Source organism: Vibrio sp. T11.5, assembly GCF_027587155.1.
Taxonomy (GTDB): domain Bacteria; phylum Pseudomonadota; class Gammaproteobacteria; order Enterobacterales; family Vibrionaceae; genus Vibrio; species Vibrio neptunius.
The window spans coordinates 15,625-37,500 of sequence record NZ_JAPPTP010000002.1 but is presented as its reverse complement, the minus strand read 5'-3'; the positions used below and the strand labels follow the sequence as shown (position 1 = coordinate 37,500).

Sequence of the window (21,876 nt, the reverse complement as noted above, 5' to 3'; positions counted from 1 at the left end):
TATTAGAGACATGATAGTGAACTATTTAGTTGCTTGTAAAATAACAAATTTCTTATTTGAAGCGACAAGTTTTACGTTCGTTTTTCCAAATAGCTTAGATAACTTCACATCGTAGCCGAGGTGGCGGTTACCGATAACTAATAATTGCCCACCTTTGCTGAGAACATGCTTTGCATCACAGAACATCTGCCATGCGATATGATCGGTAATCGCTTGTTGCTGATGAAAAGGAGGATTGCAAACGACAAAATCTGCACTTTCCGCTGCGAATCCGTCTAGACAGTTGTTGGTCACACAGTCTATTTTACGCTCTTTCCCAAGTCTATTAATTAGGTTCCTTCTGGCTGACTCTGTCGCCATAAAACTTTCATCGACACAAGTGAGTTGTATGTCTGTGTTCAATAGTCCAAGTTTTACGGATAAAACACCATTGCCGCAGCCGAGATCGAGCACTTTTCTGTCGGCGAGATGTTTAGGGAGGTGATCAAGCATAAATCGTGCTCCTTGGTCCAGCTTTTCACCTGAATAGACATTAGGTAGGTTGTCGAGCGCGAAGTCGTGCTCATCGATACTCCAGCGGGTGGTAGGCTCTACTGAAATCTTCGTCGTGGTATCTGCTTGTGAGAAAACCAGACGATGCTTTTTCCATGCTAGAGACGTGGTTGTTGTCCCCAGATACTTTTCAAATAGATTTAATGTAGAAGTATGAATTTCTTTTGCTTTGTTCACTGCAATCACAGGTACTGGAGCATCAAGCTTTTGTCTAAGCTGGCTAAGTTGCCATACCAAATGGCGGTTGTTTCGCGGGATTTGCATCAAAACGTATTCCACGCCTTGCGGAATATCATCCATGGTATGAAGCAAGGTGACATCACGGCAGTGATTTCGTTTGAGGTTGGATCGGGTTCCTTGATGAGCGATGAAGGAATCGCTCATCATAGTGACTTGATTTTTCTCCGACAACCAGCAGCTCAGCGCACCAAAATTGTCGTTTAGAATCAGAATGTGTTTGCCAGCGAGACCAAGTTCTTCTACATGATTAATCAGGTATTCATCGCCGGCATCCCAAGCCTGAAGAGTTTCATTATTGCGTTGAGGGAATCGATGCAAAGTTAAGGTGCGCTCATGGAGCACAAGTTCAGTTTTCATATTTGGAACGCTTAGGCAAATTGATTGCGTAAATTGTCGCAGAAGGTCGTGCGTGTGGAAACTAAAACCTTTTGCTTTGCGTATAAGAAGACTATTATTTGCTCTTTGATACTGTTCATATTTAGATGGTGACACACAATGCTACAAGAAGTGATTGAAACTAAACTGCAAGAGCATTTCGAGCCTGAGTTTCTTCACGTGCTAAACGAAAGTTATATGCACAATGTTCCGGCGGGTTCGGAAAGTCATTTTAAAGTGGTAGTGGTCAGTGAGAAATTTGAAGGTCAACGTCTGATTGGGCGTCATCGCCAAGTGAATCAGGTGCTAGCCGATGAACTCGCTAATCATATTCATGCCTTGTCGATGCACACGTACACGCCTATGGAGTGGAAAGAGCAAAACCAACTGGCCCCAGATAGTCCAATGTGTATGGGTGGGTCCAAATAATACAATCTGAAGAGGTAGCTTATGCTGCCTCTTTTGTTTTCTGCTATGTCAGTCTACGTTAACAATGTAGAAACAAATAAACAGCTGAATTAGTTTTAATCAGAAATGTTTCACAATGTGAATGGTTAAAGGCATTGTTGATAATGTGGTTATTGGTGTTTGTGCGATGGTTCAAACTTATGACCAATACTTAACCTTTTAAACTCAATTCCTTTGAAATATCTATCTGATTACCCTTATTGGTCATGGCATAGACTTCTAAAAAGATGATAGACTATCGCACCTGATAAATCTCGACTAAATTTGTAGCGAGGTTTTTAATAGGATGTTGCGATTTTGGTGTTTTAAATTGCGCCAAAACCGGACACTAGTGTCGTGTCTAAAAGTTACGCAATCAAAGAATCTTTTTCCCGATAAAAGTAGTGCAAGTGCGTATGATTACAATAAAGAAGGGTTTGGACCTTCCTATCGCAGGAACTCCTACCCAGGTGATTAATGATGGTAAAACCATCAAGAAAGTCGCCTTGCTTGGCGAAGAGTACGTTGGCATGCGTCCTACTATGCATGTTCGCGTAGGCGATGAAGTAAAAAAAGCCCAAGTTCTTTTTGAAGACAAAAAGAACCCTGGTGTGAAATTTACTTCACCAGCAAGCGGTAAAGTGATCGAGATTAACCGTGGCGCCAAACGTGTCCTTCAATCTGTAGTGATTGAAGTGGCAGGTGAGGAGCAGGTAACGTTCGATAAGTTTGAAGCCAGCCAACTAGCAAGTCTTGACCGCACCGCGGTTAAAACTCAGCTTGTTGATTCAGGTCTTTGGACGGCTTTACGTACTCGTCCGTTTAGCAAGGTTCCAGCAATCGAATCTTCTACACAGGCTATTTTTGTAACTGCTATGGATACTAATCCGTTAGCAGCTCAGCCTGAGTTGGTTATCAATGAACAGCAAGATGCGTTTGTTGCTGGTTTGGATGTGCTTTCAACTCTGACAGACGGTAAGGTTTACGTTTGTAAATCTGGCACCAGTCTACCTCGTTCTTCTCAGTCAAATGTTGAAGAGCATGTTTTTGATGGCCCTCACCCAGCTGGTCTAGCTGGCACCCACATGCATTTCCTATACCCAGTAAATGCAGAAAGCGTGGCTTGGAGCATCAACTACCAAGACGTTATTGCGTTCGGTAAGTTGTTCCTAACTGGTGAACTTTACACGGATCGTGTTGTATCTCTGGCTGGTCCAGTAGTAAACAATCCTCGCTTAGTTCGTACAACTCAAGGTGCAAACCTAGAGGATTTGACTGATAGCGAGTTAATGCCTGGTGAAGTTCGTGTGATTTCTGGTTCAGTACTGACAGGTACTCATGCAACTGGTGCTCACGCTTACTTAGGTCGTTACCATGTACAGGTTTCTGTATTACGTGAAGGTCGTGACAAAGAACTGTTTGGCTGGGCTATGCCTGGTAAGAATAAGTTCTCAGTAACCCGTGCATTCCTTGGTCATATCTTCAAAGGTCAGTTGTTCAATATGACAACAACCACGAATGGTAGTGATCGTTCAATGGTGCCAATTGGTAACTATGAACGTGTATTGCCATTGGATATGGAACCAACTTTGCTACTTCGTGATCTATGTGCAGGCGACGTTGACAGTGCTCAGGCACTTGGTGCGCTAGAATTGGATGAAGAAGACCTAGCATTGTGTACCTTTGTATGTCCTGGCAAATACGAGTACGGTGCGTTACTTCGTGAATGCCTAGATAAGATCGAGAAGGAAGGGTAATTTTCATGGCTCTTAAAAAGTTTCTTGAAGACATCGAGCATCATTTTGAGCCTGGCGGTAAACATGAAAAATGGTTTGCCCTGTACGAAGCTGTAGCAACAGTTTTCTACACGCCAGGTCTTATCACAAAGAAAAGCTCGCACGTTCGTGATAGCGTTGACTTAAAACGTATCATGATCATGGTTTGGTTTGCGGTATTCCCAGCAATGTTCTGGGGTATGTACAACGCAGGTGGCCAAGCAATTGCAGCACTTAACCACATGTACGCCGGCGAGCAGCTAGCAGCCGTTATCGCAGGTAACTGGCATTACTGGCTAACCGAAATGCTTGGCGGCACTATTGCTGCTGATGCAGGGGTTGGGTCTAAGATGCTACTGGGTGCGACTTACTTCCTACCGATTTACGCCACAGTGTTTATTGTTGGTGGTTTCTGGGAAGTGTTGTTCTGTATGGTGCGTAAGCACGAAGTTAATGAAGGCTTCTTTGTTACTTCTATCTTGTTTGCGCTAATTGTTCCGCCAACGTTGCCTCTATGGCAAGCGGCTCTGGGTATCACATTCGGTGTTGTGGTAGCAAAAGAGATCTTTGGTGGTACAGGTCGTAACTTCCTAAACCCTGCACTGGCTGGCCGTGCTTTCCTATTCTTCGCTTACCCAGCGCAAATCTCGGGTGACGTAGTCTGGACTGCTGCTGACGGTTTCTCGGGCGCCACTGCGCTTAGTCAATGGGCTCAAGGTGGGAACGGTGCTCTTGTAAACACAGTAACCGGTGCTCCTATCTCTTGGATGGACGCGTTTATCGGTAACATCCCAGGTTCAATTGGTGAAGTATCAACGCTGGCGCTAATGATCGGTGCAGCAATGATCGTTTACATGCGAATCGCTTCGTGGAGAATCATCGCGGGCGTAATGATCGGTATGATTGCAACTGCAACGCTGTTCAATGTTATCGGTTCTGATACCAACCCTATGTTCAACATGCCATGGCATTGGCACCTAGTTCTAGGTGGTTTTGCATTCGGTATGTTCTTTATGGCGACTGACCCAGTATCCGCTTCATTTACCAATGGTGGTAAATGGTGGTATGGCGCCCTAATCGGCGTGATGTGTATTCTCATTCGTGTTGTTAACCCAGCTTACCCAGAGGGTATGATGCTGGCGATTCTATTCGCGAACCTGTTTGCACCTCTGTTCGACCATGTAGTTATCGAAAAGAACATCAAGCGGAGACAAGCACGCTATGGCAAGTAATAACGACAGCATTAAAAAGACGCTGGGTGTTGTTATCGGGTTGAGCCTTGTTTGTTCAATCATCGTATCAACAGCCGCTGTTGGTCTGCGCGATCAGCAAAAATCTAACGCTGTACTAGATAAGCAAACTAAGATTATCGAAGTTGCTGGTATTGATACAGCGGGTAAAAAAGTACCTGAGCTATTCGCTGAGTACATCGAACCTCGTTTGGTTGACTTCAACACTGGAAACTTTGTTGCAGAAGCAGCCGATGGTTCTACCGCTGAGAATTATGATCAGCGTAAAGCTGCAAAAGATCCTTCAGAGTCAATTAAACTTACTGGTGGAGAAGACAAGGCGAAAATCATCCGCCGTGCTAACACGGGTGTTGTGTACCTAGTGAAAGACGGCAATGACGTGTCTAAAGTTATTCTGCCAGTTCATGGTACTGGTCTATGGTCTATGATGTACGCATTTGTTGCTGTTGAAACTGACGGTAATACGGTGTCTGGTATCACTTACTACGAACAGGGTGAAACCCCTGGACTCGGTGGTGAAGTTGAAAACCCAACATGGCGTGCTCAGTGGGTCGGTAAGAAACTTTTTGACGACAACCACAAGCCAGCAATCAAGATTGTTAAAGGTGGCGCTCCAGAAGGTTCAGAGCATGGTATCGACGGCCTTTCAGGTGCAACACTAACTGGTAATGGTGTTCAAGGTACATTCGACTTCTGGTTAGGCGATATGGGCTTTGGTCCGTTCCTAGCAAAAGTTCGTGACGGAGGTCTGAACTAATGTCTAGCGCACAAAACATTAAAAAGAGCATTATGGCGCCGGTGTTGGATAACAACCCAATCGCGCTACAGGTTCTTGGTGTATGTTCTGCTCTTGCAGTAACAACTAAACTAGAGACAGCGTTTGTAATGACACTAGCGGTAACGTTTGTAACTGCGTTGTCAAACTTCTCTGTATCTCTAATCCGTAACCACATCCCTAACAGTGTGCGTATTATCGTTCAAATGGCGATCATCGCGTCACTTGTTATCGTGGTAGACCAAGTGCTGAAAGCTTACCTATACGATATCTCTAAACAGTTATCGGTATTCGTAGGTCTGATCATCACGAACTGTATCGTTATGGGTCGTGCTGAAGCATTCGCTATGAAGTCTGCACCTGTGCCATCTCTCATCGATGGTATTGGTAACGGTCTTGGCTACGGTTTCGTTCTTATCACTGTTGGTTTCTTCCGCGAGCTATTTGGCTCAGGCAAACTATTTGGCATGGAAGTGCTACCTCTAGTGAGCAATGGTGGTTGGTATCAGCCAAACGGTCTGATGCTTCTAGCCCCATCAGCATTCTTCCTCATCGGCTTCATGATCTGGGTTATCCGTATTCTGAAACCAGAACAAGTAGAAGCGAAGGAGTAAGGGCGTCATGGAACATTACATTAGTCTATTAGTTAAATCGATTTTCATCGAAAATATGGCTCTGTCTTTCTTCTTAGGTATGTGTACATTCCTTGCAGTATCTAAGAAAGTTAAGACTTCTTTTGGCCTTGGTGTGGCTGTTGTTGTGGTACTGACTATCGCAGTTCCTGTTAACAACCTAGTTTACAACCTTGTACTGAAAGAAAACGCTTTAGTGGAAGGTGTGGATCTTAGCTTCCTAAACTTCATCACCTTTATCGGTGTAATTGCAGCACTTGTACAGATTCTAGAGATGGTTCTTGACCGTTTCTTCCCACCTTTGTACAACGCGCTAGGCATCTTCCTACCGCTGATCACAGTAAACTGTGCGATCTTCGGTGGTGTATCTTTCATGGTACAACGTGACTACAACTTTGCTGAATCAGTTGTTTATGGCTTCGGTTCAGGTGTGGGTTGGATGCTAGCTATCGTTGCTCTTGCAGGTATCCGTGAGAAGATGAAGTACTCTGACGTGCCCCCTGGTCTTCGTGGTCTTGGTATCACTTTTATCAGTGTAGGTCTTATGGCGTTAGGCTTTATGTCTTTCTCTGGTGTTCAACTGTAAGTCGGGTAAACCGCAACAATTAAGGAATAGTCAATGGACATTATTCTTGGTGTAGTGATGTTTACTCTGATCGTACTTGCTTTAGTACTAGTGATTCTTTTCGCTAAGTCTAAGCTTGTACCAACAGGTGACATTACAATTTCTGTAAACGATGACCCTTCATTGGCGATCGTTACACAGCCAGGCAGTAAGCTTCTGGGTGCTCTAGCTGGTGCTGGTGTATTCGTATCTTCTGCTTGTGGTGGCGGTGGCTCATGTGGTCAGTGTCGCGTAAAAGTTAAATCAGGTGGTGGCGATATCCTACCTACCGAGCTTGACCATATTACTAAAGGTGAAGCACGTGAAGGTGAGCGTCTAGCGTGTCAAGTTGCAATGAAAACTGACATGGATATCGAACTCCCTGAAGAAATCTTCGGTGTTAAGAAGTGGGAATGTTCCGTTATTTCTAACGATAACAAAGCAACATTCATCAAAGAACTTAAGCTACAAATCCCTGATGGTGAATCAGTACCTTTCCGTGCGGGTGGTTACATCCAGATTGAAGCGCCAGTTCACCACGTGAAATATGCTGATTACGATATCCCTGAGGAATACCGTGAAGACTGGGACAAGTTCAACCTGTTCCGTTACGAGTCTAAGGTAAACGAAGAGACTATCCGAGCTTACTCAATGGCGAACTATCCGGAAGAAGAAGGCATCATCATGCTGAACGTCCGAATTGCTACACCGCCGCCAAACAACCCAGACGTACCACCAGGCATCATGTCTTCGTACATCTGGTCTCTGAAAGAAGGCGATAAGTGTACGATTTCTGGTCCATTTGGTGAATTCTTCGCGAAAGACACTGACAACGAAATGGTATTCGTTGGTGGTGGTGCAGGTATGGCGCCGATGCGTTCACATATCTTTGACCAGCTTAAACGTCTGAAGTCTTCACGTAAGATGTCATTCTGGTACGGTGCTCGTTCTAAGCGCGAAATGTTCTACGTAGAAGATTTCGACGGCCTACAAGCAGAAAACGACAACTTCGTATGGCACTGTGCTCTATCTGATCCAATGCCTGAAGATAACTGGGATGGCTACACTGGCTTCATCCACAACGTACTGTACGAAAACTACCTGAAGGACCACGAAGCGCCTGAAGATTGTGAGTACTACATGTGTGGTCCACCAATGATGAACGCAGCTGTTATCGGCATGCTAAAAGATCTTGGTGTTGAGGATGAAAATATCCTACTCGATGACTTTGGTGGCTAACCACTAAGTAATTGAAATATATGGCTGACTCGTAAGGGTCAGCCTTTGTTTTTTCCTGCTACTAATTTTTAAATGGCCATAGTCGATGTGCTCTGAAACAGAGTCATGTGCTATTTCTGTTTCTCTTATAAGGAGTCTAACAAGTGAAAAAATGGCTTGTTGCATTTGCTTCTCTATTGGTTCTTGCTGGCTGTGAAAAGCCCGCAGAACAGATTCATTTAAGTGGTCCGACAATGGGCACTACTTACAACATAAAGTACATAGAGTCTGAGGGTATCCCATCACCTGAAGTCCTACAAAAAGAAGTTGACCGCTTGCTGGAAGAAGTGAATGACCAGATGTCGACTTACCGCAAAGATTCCGAATTGAGCCGCTTCAACCAAAGCCAGACATCAACGCCATTCGAAGTGTCACCACAGACTGCCACGGTTGTGAAAGAAGCGATTCGTTTAAACGGTCTTACTCTAGGAGCACTTGATGTGACTGTTGGCCCATTGGTCAATTTATGGGGCTTTGGGCCTGAAGCGCGTCCTGAAGTTGTGCCTACGGACGAAGAGCTGGCAGCACGTAAAAACCACACAGGTATTCAACATTTGACTGTGGAAGGTAATCTGCTGGCTAAGGATATCCCAAACTTATATGTTGATCTTTCAACCATTGCAAAAGGTTGGGGGGTGGACGTGGTTGCGGACTATATTCAATCACAAGGCATCCAAAATTACATGGTAGAAGTCGGTGGTGAGATGCGCCTTAAAGGCATCAATCGTGAGGGCGTTAAATGGCGTATCGCAATTGAAAAACCATCTGCTGATGAACGTGCTGTGCAGGAGATTATCGAGCCGGGTGATATGGCAGTTGCCACTTCGGGTGATTATCGTATCTATTTTGAGCGTGATGGTGTACGTTACTCGCACATCATCAACCCTCAGACAGGAAAACCAATCCGCCATAAAGTGGTGTCAGTGACTGTGCTGGATAAATCGTCGATGACTGCTGATGGTCTGGCTACTGGATTGATGGTGCTTGGCGAAAAGCAGGGAATGAAGATAGCCAATGAGAATAATATCCCTGTGTTTATGATCGTTAAAACCAAAGATGGATTTAAAGAAATGGCGTCGGAAGCGTATAAGCCATTTATGAATAAATAATACCGAGTGAGCATGTCATTATGAGTACATTTCTGATTACTTTCGGCATTTTTATTGCCGTTATCGCAGCCATGTCTGTCGGCTACATTTTCCAAAAGAAAGTGGTAAAAGGCAGTTGTGGTGGTCTTGGTGCTGTGGGCGTTGACAAGGTGTGTAATTGCCCTGAACCGTGTGATGCTCGTAAAAAGCGAGAAGCTCGCGAAGCTTTAAGAGCAGAAAAGCTTGCTGCTCGTGAAGAAAAACTGGCAGCGTGGGAAAAAGACCGTATTGCTTAATCGAACACAAAGCCTGGAGTTCAATCCGGGCTTTGTTTATTCTGTCGCGATAATTTGATTGCGGCCGTGTTCTTTGGCGACATAGAGACAATCGTCAGCTAATTTAATCTGCTGCTCCAAACTCCCTTCGACGCTACATACACCAATACTGATCGTCAATGTTATCTCTTGTCCGTTATGTTTAATGATCGAATTCTCTATTCTCTGGCGCATTTTCTCTAGGCGAGTGATAAATTCATCCAGTGTTGAGTAAGACTGCACGCAAAACTCCTCTCCTCCGAAGCGCACGACTACATCTTCTGGAAAATAAATATTGAGGATGTTGGCAATGGTCTTTAGTGCGGTATCCCCACCGTCATGACCGAAGGTATCATTCACGGACTTAAAATGGTCGATATCAAGCATCGCGATGTATCGAGCACTGCCTTCAGTACATGATTGATTGAACAAAAAACGTCGATTCCACAGTCCAGTTAAAGTGTCTTGGTTAGCGAGTTTATAAAGCTCATCAGTCGCTTCTTTCATGTCGAGTAACTGATTGACTCGGCAGAAAAACTCTTCCTGGTTAAAAGGTTTATGTAGGAAATCATTGGCTCCAGCTTTCAGGAATCTTGCGGTCAAAGTTCGATCCCCGCTGCCTGACAAACCAAGAATCGCAATGCTGTTTTTGTCGTACATTTGCCTTATCTCCCGTGTCATAACAATTCCGTCTTTGCTCGGCATGTCATGATCAGTAATGACAAATGTAATATCCGGGGTTTCTGCGAGTTTGTGCAGTGCTTCAGAACCGTTTTGCGCTTGCGTTGTACGAATATATTGATGTTCGAGTAGTTGAGCAACGTGTTTACGCACTGTTGGGGAGTCGTCCACTACGAGTGCGTGATGTCTGACATTGTTCATTAGACGATTGGCTAGTGGCAGAAGATAGGAAACTGATGCCATGCTGTCTTTGAGAAGGTAATCCATAACACCCTTGGCGATAAAGCGCTCACGAATCTTATCGCTAAAAGTGGCGGTGAGTACGATAACCTTTTGTTTATTATCCAAAACAAGATCAATGACTTCACCGTCTTGAGCATCAGGCAAGCAGTAATCCAGCACGGCAAAATGGAAGTCACGATGCTCAGAGAGTGCTTTCTGAGTTTCTGCGTACGATTCACAACCTATGACATCACAGCCAATAGAGCTCAATTGTTGTGTCAAATATCTGCGATAAGCACGGCTGTCTTCGACCACCAACACTTTATGGTTCACCTGAGTCCTCCTTATCGCATCCTATAAATTAATAATAACTGCATATTTTGATACTTCTATTAGAAAGTCGGAAAAAAGTGTTGCTCTTCTTGCCACAGTTGGCGAGTAGGGAGAGAAAAGTTATACTGTTTTTATGTACAGTTTTAATGTGTAATGATGTCCGACGAAAAAGTAAGAAAGATCATTCATGTTGATATGGACTGCTTTTATGCGGCGGTTGAGATGCGTGATAATCCGAGCTATCGCGGACGGCCACTAGCCGTTGGCGGGCATGAGAAGCAACGAGGTGTTCTAAGCACATGTAACTATGAAGCGAGAAGGTTTGGTATTCGAAGCGCGATGCCCACAGGCCAAGCGTTGAAATTATGCCCTCAACTATTGGTCGTCCCTGGCCGTATGCAGGTGTACAAACAAGCCTCTCAGCATATTCGTGAGATTTTCTCCCGTTACACGACACTCATTGAGCCTCTATCCTTGGATGAAGCATTTTTGGACGTGACAGAGTGTCAACAGTGTTATGGCTCAGCGACATTGATTGCAGAAGCCATCCGACGGGATATTTTTAGTGAACTGCAACTGACCGCATCGGCTGGTGTTGCTCCAGTAAAGTTTTTGGCAAAAGTTGCATCGGACATGAATAAGCCCAATGGGCAATATGTGATACCGCCTGACAAAGTGCAGCAAGTTGTCGATAAGCTACCGTTAGAAAAAATCCCTGGAGTGGGAAAGGTGAGTTTAGAAAAATTGCATCAGGCCGGTTTTTATCTCTGTGAGGATGTGAAAAACAGTGATTATCGTGAGCTGTTATTACGCTTTGGCCGATTAGGCGCCTCTCTGTGGAAAAAGAGTCATGGTATTGACCGGCGAGAGGTAGTCGTTGAGCGTGAACGGAAATCCGTAGGTGTCGAGCGGACGTTCAGTGAAAATATCAGTACTTATGACGAGTGTTGGCAGGTTATTGAACATAAGCTCTTTCCTGAGCTGGAAACAAGATTGATCAAAGCCTCTCCTGAGAAAGCCATTATCAAGCAGGGCATCAAACTCAAGTTTGCCGATTTCCAGCTCACGACGATTGAACACATACACCCTGAACTCGAGCTGGATTACTTCAAAGATTTATTGCGTGACATTCTTAAACGCCAACAAGGGCGTGAGATTCGACTATTAGGCCTAAACGTGATGCTTAAGCCTGAAGAGCAAACCAAACAGCTGAGCTTTTTCTGACACTAGCTAAATCGACTCAACTTCGCTCAGTACTTGCTGATATGGATGCTCACTGAGTTTGCCAAACCCTGTTAGGCTGCGTGCTTTGACTTTTGTAAACCAAGGGGTCGCAATGCCGCACAGGAACTTCGTTTTGAGGTTGTTGGATAGTGGTGAGGCGGATTTTCCTTGTAGAGGAGCCAGCCAATCAGCAACCTGTTGGCGTTCTAGTGGTGGGTGTGTCGTATTAGGCCAAGCATGCTGTTCTCCACGACATACGCTGCAATGACCACACGCCTCTGGAGCTTGGCTGTCTGAAAAATAGTTTGCCAGTGCCTTACTCAAACAGTGTTTGGATTTAAACAGTGCTAAAAGATTGTGAATACGTTTGACGTCACTGAGTTCTTTACTTCTAAACAGTTGCCAAAGCTGCTTACTGAGAGCCTCGATAGACTGTTGAGGTGGGCTTATCCGATACACTTCGGTCATTAACTTACTTTCCAGCTCAATCCATCCATTTTGATGGAAATAATCCAGTGCGGCGACGGCACGCGAGCGTTCGCCTTTATAGCTTTGCCACAGAGCATCAAAATCAACCTGACACCACAGCCTAGCTTGTGGTGAACAGTGAAACAGTGCTTCGCTAAATTGGCGTCTCTCACCATCAAAGTGGTCAATAATACCTTGCTTGGGCCTGATGAATTTGAAACGATAGTCAGCGAAGTAACTGTATTGGGCTGTGATGACCTTAGCCATTTCCATGTATACGAGTAATGTTTTTAGGGGTAGTTGGCGAATATTGCTGTTTGAAGAAAGACGAGAGATAACTACTTCCCAGTTTCGCTCTGACGTAACAGCCTGCTGAATGACATTATGGATTTCATCGTATTCAGGCGTATCTCCGTAGACAAAATTTTCCAATGTACACACCCCGTCCTCGTTGGCGAGCAAAATACATTGTGAAGTTTGTCCGTCTCGACCTGCACGGCCAATTTCTTGCGCATAGTTTTCAATTGATTTAGGTAAATCAAAGTGAATCACGCGGCGGATATCTGATTTATCTACTCCCATCCCAAAAGCAATGGTAGCGGCAATGCAATCTGTTTGACCAGACATAAAATCCTGTTGAATTCGTTCTCTGGTTTCACTATCTAGCCCCGCGTGATAGGCCTCTGCTTTGACACCTTGTTCAGCGAGTAGCTTGGCTATAAATTCGGCACTGTTCTGCTGGGTCACGTACACAATGGTCGGTAACTTTGGATCTTGGTTGATGACGGACAACAAGGCGTCCTTTTTTTGTGCTTGCGAACAGGGCAAGACTGAAATGTCTAGATTCGGTCGATAAAAACCAGTGACCGTAATGTCATGCGGCGCTATGTTGAATTTCTTACTCATGTCATCTAGTACCGCTTGCGTTGCCGTCGCGGTTAAAAGGAGAACTTGAGGAATAGCGAGTTCTTTTTGAAACTGAGGAAGCTTTAGGTAGTCAGGGCGAAAATTGTGTCCCCATTCTGAGATACAGTGTGCTTCATCGACAACCAATTGCGAGACACTAAGCTGAGATAAAAAGTGACGAAAACGCTCGTTTTTCAATCGTTCGACAGAAACCATTAGGATCTTGACATCGCCATTACGCACTTGCGCCATGATCTGTTGGGCTTCTTCCTTGCTTTGGCTGGAGTTGAGAGACGCTGCTGCGATCCCTTTGCTATGCAAGAACTCGAGCTGATCTTTCATTAAGGCTAGTAGAGGAGAAATGACTAAGGTCAGATGTGGTAAACACATAGCAGATAACTGATAACAAAGAGACTTTCCTGAACCCGTTGGGAAAATCGCTGCGCAGGACTTGCCGTCCAAAACCTTATCTATTACTTGATATTGCCCGTCTCTAAGTTGTTCAAAGCCAAAAGCGGTGCGCAATGTAGCGTGAATTTGATCTTGGTTGCCGGATGTTTGCATTTGCCTATTACCAGTATGACGAAAGTGCCTGACATAGTATTCTAGAGGTATTAAGAGGGGAGGAACATGATTTTAGTATGAACAAATTGGAGCTATTGCAAACTATTCTATCTTCCATGCAACAATCCCTTGAGGTTGCTCACCGTGCGACTCAACGCGCAATCGAGTCTGCTACTGATGAAGAAACTGTTCCAGAACACAAGTATGATACCTTGGCGCTTGAGGCATCCTACCTTGCCCATGGACAGGCAATGCGTGTACAGGACGGCGAGCGAAATCTGAGTGTCATGGGTCAACTTAAACTACCACAACAATCAGAGCGAATCACTCTTGGTAGTCTGGTTTGTTTGATTGATCTGGAAGATAAATGTCGATGGTTTTTTGTTGCCCCTTGTGCGGGTGGTTTGAAAGTTCAGCACAAGCAACAGGAAGTCATGTTGGTCACGTTCGATTCACCTCTCGGCTTTGCGATGAAGGGTAAGGTCATGGGGGATGAAATAGAGTATCAGGTCGCGACAACTACCTTTAACTATGAGGTCGATACAATAATTTGACACAAGTGCTTTGGGTTTTTGTTAGGGTAGCGAAGAGTCAATATGGTGAGATTAAAATGAAACGAATTCTAATGACCATCCCGTTGCTTGTGGTGAGTCAAGCGTACGCAGCTCAGTGTCAGGTCGATTTGAAAAATGGTATCCGCCTCAATGGTGAGACGTTAGAGATCCATCAAGTCAGTGGTGACAGTGCGATCGTGAATGCCGATAACACTTTGACGATTCATGGTGAAGTCATCCCTTTAGATGCGTCTCAGCAGCAAGCAGTTGCTGACTATCGCAGCAATTTAAATGATTACTTGCCACGAGCAAAGCAGATTGCTCAAAATGGTTTGGCTTTGGCGAATGATATCATCGATGATGTTGGCCAAAGCTTCGATGCACCGGAAGCTTTTGATAGTGTGAAAGCCTCCATGCAGAAGTTCTACGCTGATATTGAAGCCCGTTATTATCAGAATGGCGATTTGGTTTTACCAGCCGACAGCTTTGGCTCACTGCGTGAAACGTGGGCGGAAGATTTTGAAAGTGCGAAGAAGCTGTTCAATGAAGAGTTCATCACCAGCGCATTCAATGCGATGTCGGAAAAAATGAAAGCGGAAGGCGGTCTGAACCTGACAGAAATGACAAACACTATGAGTGAGCTAAAAGAGCGAATTGCAAAAAGACTTGAAGAGCACTCCGTTGACGTGGAGAAACAGAGTCAGGAATTTTGTGACTCACTTGACAACATGGTAGAGCAAGAGCAGGAATTGCATAAAAAAATTCCACAGCTAAAAGATTATCAGATTTTCACTATTTAACTCCCGATAAGAGAAGAGCGCCAAACGGCGCTCTCTTTTTTATTGGCGGTTATTCATCTGGGTCAGTTTGTCGCCAACAGGACCTGAGAAGATGAACCCATCGTGCTCATCCCAGTTAATTGACCAGGTCATTACACCCGCATAGTTAGGATAGTTAAAGGCAGGAGTGACTGAGCCACAGCGTGTGCCTTTAGTTAGACAATCCAATGCGTCAAGAATATTCTGAGTCGGTGCTTGCCCTGAGTTCGCTGAGCTAGGGCCTGATGGCAAGCCGATAGCGACTTGTTCATCTCGAAGCGGCGCAAACTGAGTTCCATCTGCCAGCTCAAAACCTTCAATCAGCATCTTAGATTGGGCAACCATCATATCGATAGAACCTTCAGCAGCGCTACCTTGCGTGTAAGGATTCGGCAGGCCACCATTGTTATAAAGCTGTACGTGGAGAAGATCTAGTGTACTGCGTGTATCGTTAATAATAGGAATGTAGGCGCCCCAAATACCGCTGTAAGCGACGAACCCGCCTTGAACATAAGGATGCTCTGGCGCCATTGTCAGGTACATATCTCCGCCCATGTTTTGCTCGATTTGTAGTAGTGCTCGACCTAAACGCGCTTGAATTTGCGAGCCATGAACCAGATTAGAACCACTCTCTAAGTCGACATCAAGACCGTCGAACCCCCACTCCTTGATGATGTCAGTCAAGCTGGCGACAAAGTTGGCTTCATCCTGATCAGTATTGAGCGTTATCGTGCCTTCTGCACCACCAAGAGAAAGGACAAACTTCTTACCTTTAGCTTGTAGTGCCGCCATGTCTTGTTTGAACTGAGCTGGGTCAAGTGCAGCACAACTGCTATGGATATCACCAGAGTAAAGGTTAAAGTGGACAGTACCATCGCTGGTGCGATCATTTTCGGCAAATGCAATGTCGATAACATCCCAAGCTTGTGACATATCTGCCAATCGCATTGGGCACCCTGCACCGTTGACGAAGTTATGCCAATATCCGATCAACTTATGTGTTTTTTCTGTCTGTTCTTCGACAGATATTGTCGCAGCATCGGACGTCACTTCGCTGTTGGTTGAATCTATGGCTTTGGCTGCTACGGTATAACGACCTACTGCACCTGCGGTCCAGTTAAAACTGTATGGTGCAGTAGTATCGGTACCGACAGTGGCTCCGTTGACTAAGAAATCGACCTGCTTCACGCTGGCAGACAGCGATGTTGCATCGGCGGCAAACTGGACCGATTTACCTAACCCGACGGTTTGGCCCGGTGCTGGTGATGTCAATGCTACCACTAAGTCTTGATCACTGACTGTCACCGAAACCATCGCTTCGCCCGTGTTGTTTTCATTGTCTGTCGCGACTGCTTTGAGGCTATTAAGGCCAATTTGAGTCGCTGTCCAACTCACTGAGTAAGGTGGCTGTGTCACTACACCTAGGCTGTTATTGCCTGCGAAGAATTCGACTTGGTTTATTGTCCCATCCGAGTCTGATGCATCAGCAGAGAAACTGACCGTGCTGCCAGCGAGCAATATTTGATTGTCACTAGGGTGAGTGATGGTTACCGCTGGTGGAGCCGCGCAAGCACCTAAGCCCGTCCAGGCTTGCTCCCAATAATCTCCTTGTCCTGGCTCATAGGCCCAAGCAGCATTTGAAGAACACCATCCAGCGATGTCACAACGGTATTTCTGATTATGGTTCTGTACCAGCTGACCCGCACTGTAGTTGGACCCTGCGGTATAGGTTGGTAGCCCTGCACAGCCACCTGCTGCCTTGCTGGCCACAACCATTGATACCTCTTGTGTTGAAGTAGTTTGGTTACCGTTGTCTGTGGCTTTGGCTTTGATGTTATGAGTGCCACTGACTGAAGTCCACGTGACTTCATAGGGTGCGGATGTATCGCTGGCAATCAATTGTCCATCAACAAAGAATTCGACCTTATCAACGCTGCCATCGGTGTCGGAGGCATTCGCGCTCAATGTGAGAAGGTCGCCTTCCGTTAATTGCTCGCTGCCTGAAGGACTGGTTAAAGTGACCGAAGGAGGGATCGGTTCGCCAGCTAAGGTGACGCTGATTGCAATCTGCGTTTCTGATGTTGCGCTTTCATTGTCAGTGGCAATAACGGAAATGGTGGTTGCACCTGCGATCGCTGTCCAATCTGCTTGATAAGGTGCTTGCGAGACCGTCGCGATGTTCTGACCATCAACCAGGAAGATCACATGAGCGATGCTGCCATCGCTATCACTGGCGGAAGCCTGTATTGTGGTGGCTGTGCCTTCGGGGATCTCAGCGTTATTGACAGGAGAAACTATAGATACTGCTGGAGCGGTGTTACCACTGCCAGTGTCGCATTGTCCAAGGTCTTGCCATGTTTGCCAATCCCCAGAATTTCTGACGGGGTCATTACCTTGTGTCCAATGACTGGCTTGATAAGCATGATTGGATGTCTGAACTAGATCTCCAGATGTGTATACCGTATTGCTATCCCAAACCTCCAAGCCAATGCAGTCATAGGCTTGTGCTTGGTAGCTTAGCCCTAATGCTGCGACGATGGTAACTCTGAGCAGATTCGAACCCATTTTTCTCTCCTTAATGGATGTAGTAAACCAACTCATAACCAATAGCGAAGATGCTGATCTTTTCCCGCTAACTTAATGATTATTTGGATTTTATTCGTTGGATATCACGATGAAAATTGTCTGGATTCTTTCATTGCATTGGTTGTTCGGCACACTTCACGCTTCAAACTTCCCTTACTCATTGGTTAAAAATGCTTTGTATTAATTAATGTACAGCTTAATTTTCTATTTATTTGTCTAAAACAGGTTACTTAATACCCTTATGGCTGGAGTGAATATGAATTTTGTAATATTGTACTAGTCAACTAGTTTATTGGTGCAAGTTAAGCGGTATGGCACAAGCAGACAATTTTCAAACACGTGAGCACTTTGGCTCTCGTTTAGGCTTTATTCTAGCGGCAGCAGGCGCTGCGGTTGGTTTAGGCAATATTTGGGGCTTCCCAACTCAAGCTGCCAGTAATGGTGGTGGAGCCTTTCTATTGGTATATCTAGTGATGATTTTGCTGGTGGCGTTTCCCATGTTGGTGGTTGAAATGGCGATCGGTCGTCATGGTCAGGCCAACCCTGTTGATAGCATGCGCTCTCTCAGCTCTAATCCACTCGCTAAAAAGGTCGGTGGCTTTGTTGGATGGATAGGTTTAAGTGTCCCAAGCGCTGTGTTGGCGTTCTACAGCATTGTCGGCGGTTGGTTGATCTGTTTTTTGTTTGGTGCTGTGGCCGATGTGGTAGGCATTCAAGCCGCAAGTGCTTGGTTTAAGGGATTCAGTTTTGAACGTAACCTGTTTGGCACCCTTGTTTTCTACGTGCTGACAATTCTCATCGTACAGGGTGGGGTCAAACAAGGTATCGAAAAATGGTCGACGCGCTTGATGCCTGCTTTGTTCATTCTATTTGGCTTATTGTTCATTTATATCATGACTCAATCTGGCGCGATGGAAGGACTTAAGCATTATCTTGTCCCAGATTTTGACAAGGTGATGGACCGAAAATTGATTCTCGCAGCCATGGGGCAGGGCTTCTTTTCTCTGACCATTGGTGGTTGTTCCATGTTGATTTATGGCTCTTACCTTAGCAAGAAAGAGAACTTGCCGAAAATGGCAATGAATGTGACTCTGGTAGATACTGCGGTTGCTTTTATCGCGGGTCTAGTAGTGATGCCCGCGATGTTTGTGGCGATGCAGAAAGGTGTACAGATCTATGCTGAGGATGGTTCTCTGCTCAGTTCAGATACTCTGGTTTTCCAAGTATTGCCTTTGATGTTTGATAGTCTTGGTTTGTTAGGCCAGCTATTTGCGATTGTGTTCTTCCTACTCCTTACAATTGCAGCACTGACTTCTTCCATCTCTATGCTGGAATGTCCAGTTGCGCTAGTCGGTGAACGTTTTAACACTAAACGCAGTACCACAAGCTGGATTCTCGGTGGTTTAATTGCTTTGGTGAGCATCATAATAGTATTTAATTTTGGTGCTCTATTTGGCTTGGTTGCAACAGCTGCAACGCAGTACCTTCAACCTGCTGCGGCATTACTTTTCTGTTTGTTCGGCGGTTGGGTGTGGAATCGTCACTCGAAAATCAAAGAACTTAAGCAAGGTTACCCTGAATTTACGCAAGGTTGGTTTGGGAAGCTGTGGCCAGCTTACGTCAAGTTTGTCTGCCCTGTATTGGTTGCCACGGTGATCTGGGCGTCGTTTGGTTAATCAACTTGATAAGCGATACTTGAAGAAAACCGCTTACATCAAATAGGGTGTAAGCGGTTTTTTGGTTAAGATGAGGATTGAATTTGACCCGTTGTCAGTGGCTCTAGGTCAGCATCGTTCACTTCTACAATAAACTCTTCTACAACTTGTTCCACTTGTTTGGCGTCTTCAACAAAATAAGCCAAATGAAATACCGCATCTCCTTCATTAACTAATGGGAGAGTTTGCTGGCCAATCACAATACCTCCCTTATGGGCTTTTAGCTCAACTTCACTGTGTCCCAGCGGTGCGCTTATGAAGGCTAACGTTTGGCCTTTCGTTACTTTTTCCCCCAGTGTCACTACCGTACGCAGAATCCCATCGCTTTCTGCTCGTATCCAACTGGTGGACTTTGCGATCACGGGTTCTGGAAGCTTTTTACGGCTTGGTCGTAACATGCCAATGGCTTGCATTACACGTTTTACACCAATGAAACCTGCATTGATGCAAATGGGCTCAAATCGCAATGCTTCTCCCGCTTCGTAAGTCAGCACAGGGATCCCCAGACGCTCGGCCTCACTGCGAAGTGAACCATCTCTTAAAGGAGCATCAACAATGACAGGTGTGGCAAAGGCCTGTGCAATTCGCAGTGTTTCGGGATTGCTCAAATCGGCCCGTATCTGCGGTAGGTTAGTGCGATGAATCGCGCCAGTATGTAAGTCGAGAATATAGTCACAACGCTTTGCTACCTGATTGAAAAAAGCACTGGCCATTCGAGAAGCCAGCGAGCCTTTTTCACTGCCGGGAAAACAGCGATTCAGGTCGCGCCTATCGGGCAAATATCGTGATTTATGAATAAAGCCAAACACGTTTACGATAGGCACTGCGATCACAGTGCCTTTCAGTTTTTGTACATCAATGGTGTTGATTAATTGGCGAACAACCTCAACGCCATTGAGCTCATCACCATGGATGGCGGCATTAACCATCATCGTTGGCCCTGCAAACTTCCCATTGATAACTTCGATTGGGATCGACAAAGGGGAATGGGTATAGAGTTTTGCTGACTCTAGCTCTACCATTTTTCTTTGTCCCGGTGAGATTTGCTCGCCGAGAATGTCAAACACGCGATTTTTTTTAGCCTTTGCCACGAGTTCTAGTCCTTTTGGTTGAGGCATTTTTCTCGATAAACTCAACAATCATACCTGCAATGTCTTTGCCTGTTGCCGCTTCAATTCCCTCTAAACCTGGTGAAGAGTTGACTTCCATCACCAAAGGACCTCGCTCCGATCTTAGCAGATCCACTCCAGCAACGTTGAGTCCCATGACCTTTGCCGCAGCAATCGCAGTGCGACGCTCTTCTGGTGTGATTTTGATGAGTGATGCGCTGCCACCACGGTGCAGGTTAGAGCGAAACTCACCTTCTGCTCCCTGACGCTTCATGGCTGCGATCACCTTATCGCCAATCACAAAGCACCGAATGTCAGCGCCACCCGCTTCCTTAATGTATTCCTGAACCATGATATTGGCCTTGAGTCCCATGAAAGCCTCGACAACACTTTCTGCTGCTTTACGTGTTTCCGCTAATACCACCCCAATGCCTTGAGTGCCTTCAAGTAGCTTGATCACGACTGGAGCGCCGCCGACCATGTCTAGTAAGTCTTTGACATCATCGGGTTTGCTAGCAAATCCGGTAACCGGCATGCCTATGCCTTTGCGAGACAGTAACTGCATTGAACGCAGTTTGTCGCGTGAGCGCGTAATAGCCACGGACTCGTTGACTGGGTAAACCCCCATCATTTCAAATTGGCGCAGTACAGCGGTTCCGTAAAAAGTCACGGACGCACCAATACGTGGAATGATGGCATCGAACCCCGATAACTCTTCGCCTTTAAAGTGAATCTCAGGTTTGTCCGAGTTAATGTTCATATAGCAGCGTAGCGCATCGATCACTTTGACGTCGTGACCACGTTTCTGACACGCTTCGATCAAACCCTTGGTTGAGTATAGGTTGGCGTTGCGAGACAGAATACCGATTTTCATTGTTGGCTTTCCTCGAAGGGGATTAAAAACGATTTAACAGGGTCGACAAGTATGCAATGGTGCATTGCTGTCCGGCCTAACAACATGCGAAATGCCATGTTTTCACGATTGGTCAACGTTAGTTCTGCTTTCCAACTTCGTTGACCGAGTCGGATTGTTGATTCAATCACATAACGTGTTTCCTCATGACCTCCAGAATCGCGTACCACACGCTGGTCGACGACTTTGGCTTCGCACACCATCTCTTGTGAGGTATCACGCTGCAAGGGATGAATCCAGAATCTGACCCATAGCTCAGCCTCCTTATGGAAGCACTCGATTTTGAATGTGTGTAGACACGAAGTTCTGGCTCCGGTATCAATTTTTGCCTTGATCTTTTCTATACCTAACTCAGGAAGGCTCAGGGTTTCTCGCCAGCCCACTAGCAGCTTTTCGTTCATAGCATTTCATTTACATTGAGAAAGTAATCAAGATGCTCTGATAACCGAGCAT

The 21,876-nt window shown here is 45.5% G+C and carries 20 protein-coding genes; 13 read left to right on the top strand and 7 right to left on the bottom strand.

Going from position 1 to position 21,876, the window contains the following annotated elements; all coding sequences use genetic code 11:
• Nucleotides 1–21: 21 nt before the first annotated feature.
• Nucleotides 22–1,149, bottom strand: coding sequence for a methyltransferase (locus OH455_RS03415; RefSeq protein ID WP_269980357.1), 1,128 nt, complete (start codon nt 1,147–1,149; stop codon nt 22–24).
• 138 nt (nt 1,150–1,287) lie between these two features.
• Here OH455_RS03415 and bolA point away from each other — a divergent pair, with 138 nt between their 5' ends.
• From bolA to nqrM, 9 genes are all read left to right on the top strand, one after another.
• Nucleotides 1,288–1,596 carry a transcriptional regulator BolA gene (gene bolA / locus OH455_RS03410; RefSeq protein WP_045976120.1) on the top strand — a complete coding sequence of 103 codons (309 nt, stop codon included), beginning with the start codon at nt 1,288–1,290 and terminating at the stop codon, nt 1,594–1,596.
• A gap of 434 nt (nt 1,597–2,030) precedes the next feature.
• Nucleotides 2,031–3,371, top strand: a complete 1,341-nt coding sequence (locus OH455_RS03405) for a Na(+)-translocating NADH-quinone reductase subunit A (protein ID WP_269980356.1) — start codon at nt 2,031–2,033, stop codon at nt 3,369–3,371.
• A 5-nt stretch (nt 3,372–3,376) separates the two neighbouring features.
• Nucleotides 3,377–4,621 (top strand): NADH:ubiquinone reductase (Na(+)-transporting) subunit B, encoded by a 1,245-nt coding sequence (locus OH455_RS03400; RefSeq protein ID WP_045976118.1) that lies wholly within the window; start codon nt 3,377–3,379, stop codon nt 4,619–4,621.
• Nucleotides 4,611–5,396, top strand: a complete 786-nt coding sequence (locus tag OH455_RS03395) for a Na(+)-translocating NADH-quinone reductase subunit C (protein ID WP_269980355.1) — start codon at nt 4,611–4,613, stop codon at nt 5,394–5,396. Before OH455_RS03400 ends, OH455_RS03395 begins: the two co-directional genes overlap by 11 nt.
• Nucleotides 5,396–6,028, top strand: coding sequence for an NADH:ubiquinone reductase (Na(+)-transporting) subunit D (gene nqrD, locus OH455_RS03390; protein WP_045976116.1), 633 nt, complete (start codon nt 5,396–5,398; stop codon nt 6,026–6,028). Before OH455_RS03395 ends, nqrD begins: the two co-directional genes overlap by 1 nt.
• Nucleotides 6,029–6,035: 7 nt before the next feature.
• Complete coding sequence (gene nqrE / locus OH455_RS03385; protein ID WP_006957944.1) at nt 6,036–6,632, top strand: NADH:ubiquinone reductase (Na(+)-transporting) subunit E; 597 nt, start codon at nt 6,036–6,038, stop codon at nt 6,630–6,632.
• Nucleotides 6,633–6,665: 33 nt separating this feature from the next.
• Nucleotides 6,666–7,889 (top strand): NADH:ubiquinone reductase (Na(+)-transporting) subunit F, encoded by a 1,224-nt coding sequence (nqrF, locus tag OH455_RS03380; protein ID WP_006957943.1) that lies wholly within the window; start codon nt 6,666–6,668, stop codon nt 7,887–7,889.
• A 143-nt stretch (nt 7,890–8,032) separates the two neighbouring features.
• The gene (locus tag OH455_RS03375; protein WP_269980354.1) at nt 8,033–9,037 is read left to right on the top strand and encodes an FAD:protein FMN transferase; all 1,005 of its coding nucleotides are present in this window, start codon (nt 8,033–8,035) and stop codon (nt 9,035–9,037) included.
• Nucleotides 9,038–9,057: 20 nt separating this feature from the next.
• Complete coding sequence (gene nqrM / locus OH455_RS03370) at nt 9,058–9,312, top strand: (Na+)-NQR maturation NqrM (protein WP_006957941.1); 255 nt, start codon at nt 9,058–9,060, stop codon at nt 9,310–9,312.
• A 36-nt stretch (nt 9,313–9,348) separates the two neighbouring features.
• Here the strand turns inward: nqrM and OH455_RS03365 are convergent, their stop codons facing one another.
• Nucleotides 9,349–10,566 carry a GGDEF domain-containing response regulator gene (locus tag OH455_RS03365; protein WP_269980353.1) on the bottom strand — a complete coding sequence of 406 codons (1,218 nt, stop codon included), beginning with the start codon at nt 10,564–10,566 and terminating at the stop codon, nt 9,349–9,351.
• Nucleotides 10,567–10,722: 156 nt separating this feature from the next.
• On the opposite strand from OH455_RS03365, the gene dinB reads away from it, so the two are divergent.
• Complete coding sequence (gene dinB, locus OH455_RS03360) at nt 10,723–11,790, top strand: DNA polymerase IV (RefSeq protein WP_269980352.1); 1,068 nt, start codon at nt 10,723–10,725, stop codon at nt 11,788–11,790.
• Nucleotides 11,791–11,796: 6 nt separating this feature from the next.
• Here the strand turns inward: dinB and OH455_RS03355 are convergent, their stop codons facing one another.
• On the bottom strand, nt 11,797–13,728 hold the full coding sequence (locus OH455_RS03355) for a RecQ family ATP-dependent DNA helicase (RefSeq protein WP_269980351.1): 1,932 nt from the start codon (nt 13,726–13,728) through the stop codon (nt 11,797–11,799).
• A 77-nt stretch (nt 13,729–13,805) separates the two neighbouring features.
• Between OH455_RS03355 and OH455_RS03350 the strand changes: the two genes are divergently transcribed.
• Both OH455_RS03350 and OH455_RS03345 read left to right on the top strand, forming a co-directional pair.
• Nucleotides 13,806–14,282 carry a GreA/GreB family elongation factor gene (locus OH455_RS03350; RefSeq protein ID WP_045976110.1) on the top strand — a complete coding sequence of 159 codons (477 nt, stop codon included), beginning with the start codon at nt 13,806–13,808 and terminating at the stop codon, nt 14,280–14,282.
• Nucleotides 14,283–14,338: 56 nt separating this feature from the next.
• Nucleotides 14,339–15,082 (top strand): YggN family protein, encoded by a 744-nt coding sequence (locus OH455_RS03345; protein ID WP_269980350.1) that lies wholly within the window; start codon nt 14,339–14,341, stop codon nt 15,080–15,082.
• A gap of 39 nt (nt 15,083–15,121) precedes the next feature.
• Here OH455_RS03345 and OH455_RS03340 read toward each other — a convergent pair whose 3' ends face one another.
• Nucleotides 15,122–17,665 (bottom strand): Ig-like domain-containing protein, encoded by a 2,544-nt coding sequence (locus OH455_RS03340; protein WP_269980349.1) that lies wholly within the window; start codon nt 17,663–17,665, stop codon nt 15,122–15,124.
• A 332-nt stretch (nt 17,666–17,997) separates the two neighbouring features.
• Here OH455_RS03340 and OH455_RS03335 point away from each other — a divergent pair, with 332 nt between their 5' ends.
• Nucleotides 17,998–19,362, top strand: a complete 1,365-nt coding sequence (locus OH455_RS03335; protein ID WP_269980348.1) for a sodium-dependent transporter — start codon at nt 17,998–18,000, stop codon at nt 19,360–19,362.
• 65 nt (nt 19,363–19,427) lie between these two features.
• Here the strand turns inward: OH455_RS03335 and OH455_RS03330 are convergent, their stop codons facing one another.
• From OH455_RS03330 to OH455_RS03320, 3 genes are read right to left on the bottom strand one after another with little or no spacing between them, the layout of a single operon-like run.
• Entirely contained in the window at nt 19,428–20,519 is a 1,092-nt protein-coding gene (locus OH455_RS03330) for a succinylglutamate desuccinylase/aspartoacylase family protein (RefSeq protein ID WP_269980347.1), read from the bottom strand.
• Nucleotides 20,479–21,384, bottom strand: coding sequence for a 30S ribosomal protein S6--L-glutamate ligase (gene rimK, locus OH455_RS03325; protein ID WP_269980346.1), 906 nt, complete (start codon nt 21,382–21,384; stop codon nt 20,479–20,481). The genes OH455_RS03330 and rimK overlap by 41 nt, the downstream gene beginning before the upstream one ends.
• Nucleotides 21,381–21,824, bottom strand: coding sequence for an ATP-dependent zinc protease family protein (locus OH455_RS03320; RefSeq protein WP_269980345.1), 444 nt, complete (start codon nt 21,822–21,824; stop codon nt 21,381–21,383). The genes rimK and OH455_RS03320 overlap by 4 nt, the downstream gene beginning before the upstream one ends.
• Nucleotides 21,825–21,876: the final 52 nt, after the last annotated feature.

What these genes read in the sequence shown, in the direction of transcription:
- OH455_RS03415 (WP_269980357.1), bottom strand. Translation starts at nt 1,149, where the DNA reads ATGAAAACTGAACTTGTGCTCCATGAGCGCACCTTAACTTTGCATCGA.
- bolA (WP_045976120.1), top strand. Translation starts at nt 1,288, where the DNA reads ATGCTACAAGAAGTGATTGAAACTAAACTGCAAGAGCATTTCGAGCCT.
- OH455_RS03405 (WP_269980356.1), top strand. Translation starts at nt 2,031, where the DNA reads ATGATTACAATAAAGAAGGGTTTGGACCTTCCTATCGCAGGAACTCCT.
- OH455_RS03400 (WP_045976118.1), top strand. Translation starts at nt 3,377, where the DNA reads ATGGCTCTTAAAAAGTTTCTTGAAGACATCGAGCATCATTTTGAGCCT.
- OH455_RS03395 (WP_269980355.1), top strand. Translation starts at nt 4,611, where the DNA reads ATGGCAAGTAATAACGACAGCATTAAAAAGACGCTGGGTGTTGTTATC.
- nqrD (WP_045976116.1), top strand. Translation starts at nt 5,396, where the DNA reads ATGTCTAGCGCACAAAACATTAAAAAGAGCATTATGGCGCCGGTGTTG.
- nqrE (WP_006957944.1), top strand. Translation starts at nt 6,036, where the DNA reads ATGGAACATTACATTAGTCTATTAGTTAAATCGATTTTCATCGAAAAT.
- nqrF (WP_006957943.1), top strand. Translation starts at nt 6,666, where the DNA reads ATGGACATTATTCTTGGTGTAGTGATGTTTACTCTGATCGTACTTGCT.
- nqrM (WP_006957941.1), top strand. Translation starts at nt 9,058, where the DNA reads ATGAGTACATTTCTGATTACTTTCGGCATTTTTATTGCCGTTATCGCA.
- dinB (WP_269980352.1), top strand. Translation starts at nt 10,723, where the DNA reads ATGTCCGACGAAAAAGTAAGAAAGATCATTCATGTTGATATGGACTGC.
- OH455_RS03355 (WP_269980351.1), bottom strand. Translation starts at nt 13,728, where the DNA reads ATGCAAACATCCGGCAACCAAGATCAAATTCACGCTACATTGCGCACC.
- OH455_RS03350 (WP_045976110.1), top strand. Translation starts at nt 13,806, where the DNA reads ATGAACAAATTGGAGCTATTGCAAACTATTCTATCTTCCATGCAACAA.
- OH455_RS03345 (WP_269980350.1), top strand. Translation starts at nt 14,339, where the DNA reads ATGAAACGAATTCTAATGACCATCCCGTTGCTTGTGGTGAGTCAAGCG.
- OH455_RS03340 (WP_269980349.1), bottom strand. Translation starts at nt 17,665, where the DNA reads ATGGGTTCGAATCTGCTCAGAGTTACCATCGTCGCAGCATTAGGGCTA.
- OH455_RS03335 (WP_269980348.1), top strand. Translation starts at nt 17,998, where the DNA reads ATGGCACAAGCAGACAATTTTCAAACACGTGAGCACTTTGGCTCTCGT.
- OH455_RS03330 (WP_269980347.1), bottom strand. Translation starts at nt 20,519, where the DNA reads ATGCCTCAACCAAAAGGACTAGAACTCGTGGCAAAGGCTAAAAAAAAT.
- rimK (WP_269980346.1), bottom strand. Translation starts at nt 21,384, where the DNA reads ATGAAAATCGGTATTCTGTCTCGCAACGCCAACCTATACTCAACCAAG.
- OH455_RS03320 (WP_269980345.1), bottom strand. Translation starts at nt 21,824, where the DNA reads ATGAACGAAAAGCTGCTAGTGGGCTGGCGAGAAACCCTGAGCCTTCCT.